This window comes from Acinetobacter sp. V102_4 (genome assembly GCF_031799005.1).
GTDB classification, from domain to species: domain Bacteria; phylum Pseudomonadota; class Gammaproteobacteria; order Pseudomonadales; family Moraxellaceae; genus Acinetobacter; species Acinetobacter calcoaceticus.
Map to the genome: position 1 here is coordinate 44,845 of NZ_JAVQNR010000042.1, position 6,123 is coordinate 50,967.

Here is a 6,123-nt window from a genome sequence, read left to right on the forward strand (position 1 = left end):
ATCCGATATGAGAGTGAATCTATTTTTTTCAAGCGTTTTAGCGAAAAAAAATCTAAAAACTCTCAATTTTTTATTTATTGACCAACCATAACCATAGCAGGGCGCAATAAGCGACCATTTAAGGTATAGCCTTTTTGTAAAACGGTACCGATTTCATTCGCTTTAGCGTCTGGGGCAATGCCCACTGCTTGATGTAAATCTGCGTTGAAACCATTTTGAGTGTCAGCTTCTACAACACCAAATTTTTCCAGTGTAGTTAATAGTGACTTCAAGGTTAACTTAATACCCTCAAGTACAGGAGTTTCTTCATCACCCGCTGCTTGAATCGCACGCTCTAGATTGTCTACAGAATCCAGCAATTCTTTTGCAAATTTTTCAAGCACAGTTTCCTTATGCTTCTCAGACTCACGTTGAATACGCTCTACACTTTTTTGTGCTTCGTAAACAGCATTCGCTGTACGTGCTTTTTCAAGTTTAAGACTTTCTTCTAATTTAGTGATTTGTGCTTGTAAAGATTCAACGGTAACGTCGTTTGCGTGCTCTCCACCTTCAGCCTGAGTTTGCTCATTAGATTGCTCTGCTTGCTCGTGTTGAATGTCTTGAGCTTGCTCGTTTTGCTCATTAGCCATTGATGATCTCCGTTTAAATGGGTTTTTAAACATGTACAGTCCTTTTTGGCATCAGTATTTACTGTGTAAAACCTGAACTGCCATGCATATGCTGTAATTCATTAATAGGTATGAAGTATGGGCACTGCCTAAAAATTCAAGCGTACACGACAATTTAAAGCTTTTAATTTTGCGGTTTTAAGTAAAAATCTAAATTTTCGATCATAAAAGCAATAAATTCCTGCGTTATTTTGGGTAAATGTTGCCTAGATGCATATACCACCGACAAACTTAGCTCTGGCGCTGAAAAGTTTTTAAATAAAGGAACTAGTCGTTTTTCTTTTAAATCTTTTTTAACTAATAGTGAAGGCAACATAGCTACACCCTGAGCATGTAGACACATATCATAAACAGCATTTACATCATTACTTTTAAAGGTGACGTTTAAAGGATAATTCTGTGGTTGTTGCTCTTCATCAAAAAGAGTCCAGTATTGATGTTGGCTGTGGTGAGCTAAACATTCGTATTGAATAAGTTGTCTTGGGTGAGAGAGGGGGCTGTGCTGTTTTAAATAGTCTGGATGAGCACAAAATACTGATTCGATCTGACAGACTGGTCTCGCAATTAATCCATCTGCAACTTTTTGCGTTATACGCAAAGCTAAATCGACTTGTGCATCAATCAAGTCAATTGTATTTTCAGTAAGATATACATCAAATTGAATATGTGGGTGTTGCTTTTTAAATTGACGAATACATTCCCCAACGCCTAATTGAAATAAAAATAAACCACAAGTAAAACGAATCGTACCGTTATGTTGCTCGGGTGCTGCCAGCTCTTGTAAAAGTTGTTGTTGTTGTAAAATATTTTCGCAGTAGAGGAGAGCTTTTTCACCTGCTGGAGTGAGAGATATTTTTCGGGTATTCCGCTGAAATAGGCGAGTTGAGAATGTATGCTCTAGGTGTTCAAGATAGCGAGAAACCATGGCACGGGAATAATTAAGATGTTCTGCGGCTTTGGTTAAATTGCCATACTGAGCAATAGAAACAAAGACTTGTATGGCTTTTAATGTGTCCATCTGCTTTATCATTATTACAATTTATGCAACAGTTTATCTTAATTTAGTGCATTTACCTTACAGAAATTGCAATTTAAAGTATTCCTTATGAAATTGGAGAATACATAATGAAATTTTTTAAATTAACTGCTTCGGCCCTAGCAACTGCTACAGCTTTGACGATGGCTTCCTCAGCTTTTGCACAAGATCTAAAAATCCAAAGTTTTCTGGCTAAACCAGAACATTTTGGGGTGACTTCTACTTTAATTGAAGGTGATAAAGAAGTTCTATTAGTCAATGCGCAATTCTCAAAATCTGAAGCATTACGTATTGCTGCCGATATTCTCGATAGCGGTAAAACGCTAAAGACAATTTTCGTGAGTTATGGTGATCCCGACTATTACTTTGGTTTAGATGTATTTAAACAGTACTTCCCAAATGTACAAATCATCGCAACGCCGGAAACTGTTAAACATATTCAAGATACTCAAGCGCTTAAAGTGAAGTATTGGGGACCACAAATGGGTGCAAATGCGCCTAGCCAAATTATTGTGCCTCAAGCTTACACTGCTAAAACTTTAAAATTAGAGAATGAGTCAATTGAAATTAAAGGTAAGAAAGAACTCACTTATTTATGGATTCCTTCTTCAAAAGCAGTAGTCGGCGGTATTCCTGTATCTTCAGGTATTCATTTATGGATGGCAGATACACCAAAAGTTAAAGACCGCAATGAAGTGATTCAAACTCTAGAAAGCATTAAAGCACTTCAACCTCAAACGGTGGTTCCAGCCCATATGGTTGAAGGAGCTCCACAAGGTTTGGATGCAGTTAACTTTTCGATCGATTATCTCAAGAGCTATGAGAAAGCGGCTAAAGTAAGTAAAAATGCTAGCGAATTGAGTCAGCTCATGCAAAAACAATATCCAACGTTAAAAAGTGTGGATAGCCTCGAGTTAGGTGCAAAAGTTGTAAAAGGTGAGATGCAATGGCCGTAATTTAAAACGGAATATAATAAATTTTTAGAGAAGCCGTGGTCTATACCCGGCTTTTTTAATGGGAAAAGTAATTTTTAAGCAAAAAACCTCTGTAACATTCTACGCACCTTATATAGCATTTCTATAAAGAGAATTTTTTTGAGTAGAGTAAAAGGCTAAGATGAAAATTAAAAATTAATAAAATTAAACAAAAGCTTAAGTTACTACTTTTATATAAAAGATAGAGCTAAGAGTAGGGAAGGGAATTTAATAAAAAATTGCACAATTTGTACTTCTATTACTACAAAAGACAACCAATGATACGCACGCCAGAAAAAAAAATTGTGAATTATAGGCAGCGCGAAGATGAACTTTGCATTTAAGTGTTTGTCGTAATGAAAGGAAAACGATTATGAAAAAATTAGGTCTTATCTCTGTAGTACTTGCTGGTGTCGCTTTTACAGCTGTTGGTTGTGCATCTGAAGCTGGTTTAAATGCATCAGGTTCTGCTCAAACAAGTGCTAGCCCATCTGGCGTACAAGCTGGTGTAGGTGTTGATGCTGGCGTTTCTGGCCAAGCACAACCAGGTCAAGTTGATGCTGGTGCTTCAGGTTCAGTTTCAGGTTCTGCCACTGCTCAGTAATTCTTAGCGATAAGAACAGTTAAAAGGTTATAGAGTCATATATTTAAGATGCCGATTTATGTATGAAGTGAGCTGCTACTCATTACTCTATAATTAAGAGAGTTTAGAATTCTCAAAAAAGCCCCAAAAGACGTAGCTTATTGGGGCTTTTTATATAGTAAAGAATTTAGTCATCATGACGAGAATCTCGACGATTATGATCACGATCTTCTACCCGTTTTTTATCCCACTCGTGGCGTCTTTTATCGTCATCACGGTGTTTTTTATCCTCGTTATGGCGTCTTTTATCCCACTCATGGCGGTTTCGGTCTTGTTCGCGAGCATCTCTCCGTTGTTGTTCATATAGTCTTTTACGCTCTTCCCAACGCTTCCGTTCCCAATCACTATATCGACGTCCATCATTGCGATCATAGCGATTAGTATCTGGGTAACCATACCCACCACGATAAGAAGGGTCATCCGTATAAGCCACACAGCCTACAGTTAAAAGACTGGTTGCTAATAAAGTAATAACTAGTTTTGTTGACATAATCGTACCTCTTTTTGTCTGTTAACAATAATTGGCAAAAAACTCCTGCTTGAAACGACAGATTTGTTAATGACATTTGCTTTAAATCAGATTAGCGTAATTTAGTTTTTACCTTTGTATCTTGATTACATGAGTTGTATGCGAATATAGTCAAACAGCAACAGAATTCTGTAGAAAATATGAAGGATAAGAGGAATTCATGGAGATAGGCATGACAGCATTTAATCAAAAAATTCAAACATTGCTAGATAAGGGCCAAGGGCCCGCTGCTCGAGCCCTTGATAAGTTACCTCGATTAGCTCAAGAATCACTTGCCAAAATTCTTGGGTATTCTTACCAATATCCTGACTTGGACTCATTTACAAAATGTCTGATGGCTGTACAAATTAAGCAGGGGCGTATCGGTTTTATTGGTCCAGATCCAATTGAATCCAGAAGGCAGTTTGATACGCAAATGCTGGCTATACGCCAGAAATCAACGGATATTGATTCCGTAGAAGATATTCGTTTACCTCTTCAAAGTGGAACCGTTTTCGCGAGACATTATCATCCAGCACCTAATAAAAAATTACCTCTTCTTGTTTTCTATCATGGAGGGGGATTTGTTGTGGGTGGATTAGATACTCATGATGAGGTGTGTCGTATATTGGCAAAATATGCAAAAGTACAAGTACTCAGTATCGATTATCCTCTTGCGCCTGAGGTTTCTCCTCAACATTTAATCCAATCTTGTGAAGATGCTTTGGCTTGGGTATATCAAAATCGTAGGCAATTAAAAATATTAAAAGGTCGAATTGCGGTAGCGGGTGATAGTGCAGGTGGAAACATCAGTACAGTCGTGGCTCAACGATCAGTAAATAAACCTTATGCTCCACAGGCACAACTTCTTATTTACCCTACAGTCGATTTCAAGAGCCGACATCCATCCTTCTATGCCTATAACGAAGGATTGGTTTTGACAGATAAAGATATCAATAATGTCACTCAATATTATGCAACCCAGCATAACGTAGAATTAGACGATCCTATTATCTCTCCAACCTATGGCAACTTGAAGAAGAATCCACCGGCTTTTGTTATTACTGCTGGGCATGACGTATTACATGATGAAGGGAAAATCTATAGCTATAAGCTACGCCAAAATGGCGTCAAAATGTATTATGAAGAATACTCAGATCAAACGCATGGATTTATAAATCTGACGCCTATTTCTAAAAAGGCCAAACGTTACACCATTGAGTTCAGTAAAAACTTTAGAAAATTTTGGGATAAAAATAGCTAAATAAAAGTTTGGTCCATGTTTCACGTGGAACGTGGACTCATACTCAAATCTAAAATATAAGGCTTTAAATAAAAGATAATAAATACTCACTAGAATTCTTTTATATAGACGATTAAATTTAACCTTTATTAAGTTTTGCATTTTGCTGTAGGAAGATATGAAAAAATTATTAATGCTATGTTGCTTGGGTTTAAGCAGTCATTCTGTCTGGGCTGACACTTTAGTTGAAATGCAAACAAATTTAGGCAACATAGAAATACAACTTTATGATGAGAAAGCCCCAATCAGCGTCAAGAATTTTAAAAGCTATATAAAGTCGAACTTTTATAAAAATACGATATTCCATCGCGTAATTCCTGGTTTCATGGTACAGGGTGGTGGGCTTACTGCAAATATGCAGGAAAAGACCACTCGAGCACCAATCAAAAATGAAGCTGGAAATGGGATTGCGAACACACGCGGAACCTTAGCGATGGCTCGTACGGCAAATCCTGACTCTGCTACTAGCCAGTTCTTTATTAATGTCGCAGATAATAGTTTTCTAAATCGCTCTGCTGGTAATGCTGGTTATGCCGTTTTCGGAAAAGTGATTAAAGGAATGGATGTGGTTGACCGTATTGTAAAAGTACCGACAATCACTGATGGAATGCATCAGAACGTTCCTAAACAACCTATTAAGATAATAGAAGTGAAAATCAAAAAAGAATGAAAATAAAATATTTTAATATTTATTGTTTATTATCAATAATTTAAACTAATATTTTTGATTTTCTTAACTTTGATTGGGTGAAAAAGAATCGATCAAACACATATATTTAGAAAAGTGCTTGCGTACCATTTTTTTTCCCCTATAATGCACTCATCCCGACGCGATACATGAGAATATCTTAGCTTACAGGGTTAAGATGAAAAGCTTAGTATTGCGTTGAATTCTGTCTCTGACGAAGAGCAGAAAGATCATTAAGAGATTATGAAGAACAACTTGTGTGGATTTTTACTGATTGATTGATCGAAATATTATCATTGATTG

At 36.8% G+C, this 6,123-nt stretch carries 6 protein-coding genes and 1 pseudogene; 4 read left to right on the forward strand and 3 right to left on the reverse strand.

Features of this window, described 5'->3' with window-relative positions:
- Window positions 1-74 precede the first annotated feature (74 nt).
- On the reverse strand, window positions 75-629 hold the full coding sequence (gene grpE / locus RMB13_RS12580) for a nucleotide exchange factor GrpE (RefSeq protein WP_311085399.1): 555 nt from the start codon (window positions 627-629) through the stop codon (window positions 75-77).
- 128 nt (window positions 630-757) lie between these two features.
- Window positions 758-1,686: pseudogene (locus RMB13_RS12585) on the reverse strand (LysR family transcriptional regulator).
- 107 nt (window positions 1,687-1,793) lie between these two features.
- On the opposite strand from RMB13_RS12585, the gene RMB13_RS12590 reads away from it, so the two are divergent.
- Both RMB13_RS12590 and RMB13_RS12595 read left to right on the forward strand, forming a co-directional pair.
- Entirely contained in the window at window positions 1,794-2,660 is an 867-nt protein-coding gene (locus tag RMB13_RS12590; RefSeq protein WP_151745566.1) for an MBL fold metallo-hydrolase, read from the forward strand.
- 391 nt (window positions 2,661-3,051) lie between these two features.
- Window positions 3,052-3,282 (forward strand): hypothetical protein, encoded by a 231-nt coding sequence (locus tag RMB13_RS12595; protein WP_000733015.1) that lies wholly within the window; start codon window positions 3,052-3,054, stop codon window positions 3,280-3,282.
- 166 nt (window positions 3,283-3,448) lie between these two features.
- Here the strand turns inward: RMB13_RS12595 and RMB13_RS12600 are convergent, their stop codons facing one another.
- Window positions 3,449-3,811 (reverse strand): hypothetical protein, encoded by a 363-nt coding sequence (locus tag RMB13_RS12600; RefSeq protein WP_231764332.1) that lies wholly within the window; start codon window positions 3,809-3,811, stop codon window positions 3,449-3,451.
- A gap of 211 nt (window positions 3,812-4,022) precedes the next feature.
- On the opposite strand from RMB13_RS12600, the gene RMB13_RS12605 reads away from it, so the two are divergent.
- Together RMB13_RS12605 and RMB13_RS12610 are read left to right on the forward strand one after the other, a co-directional pair.
- Window positions 4,023-5,093, forward strand: coding sequence for an alpha/beta hydrolase (locus RMB13_RS12605; protein WP_281836923.1), 1,071 nt, complete (start codon window positions 4,023-4,025; stop codon window positions 5,091-5,093).
- Between the two features lie 157 nt (window positions 5,094-5,250).
- Window positions 5,251-5,802: a peptidylprolyl isomerase gene (locus tag RMB13_RS12610; RefSeq protein ID WP_281836925.1), complete on the forward strand. Its 552-nt coding sequence runs from the start codon at window positions 5,251-5,253 to the stop codon at window positions 5,800-5,802.
- Window positions 5,803-6,123 lie beyond the last annotated feature (321 nt).

What these genes read in the sequence shown, in the direction of transcription:
- RMB13_RS12605 (WP_281836923.1), top strand. Translation starts at nt 4,023, where the DNA reads ATGACAGCATTTAATCAAAAAATTCAAACATTGCTAGATAAGGGCCAA.
- RMB13_RS12600 (WP_231764332.1), bottom strand. Translation starts at nt 3,811, where the DNA reads ATGTCAACAAAACTAGTTATTACTTTATTAGCAACCAGTCTTTTAACT.
- RMB13_RS12590 (WP_151745566.1), top strand. Translation starts at nt 1,794, where the DNA reads ATGAAATTTTTTAAATTAACTGCTTCGGCCCTAGCAACTGCTACAGCT.
- RMB13_RS12610 (WP_281836925.1), top strand. Translation starts at nt 5,251, where the DNA reads ATGAAAAAATTATTAATGCTATGTTGCTTGGGTTTAAGCAGTCATTCT.
- grpE (WP_311085399.1), bottom strand. Translation starts at nt 629, where the DNA reads ATGGCTAATGAGCAAAACGAGCAAGCTCAAGACATTCAACACGAGCAA.
- RMB13_RS12595 (WP_000733015.1), top strand. Translation starts at nt 3,052, where the DNA reads ATGAAAAAATTAGGTCTTATCTCTGTAGTACTTGCTGGTGTCGCTTTT.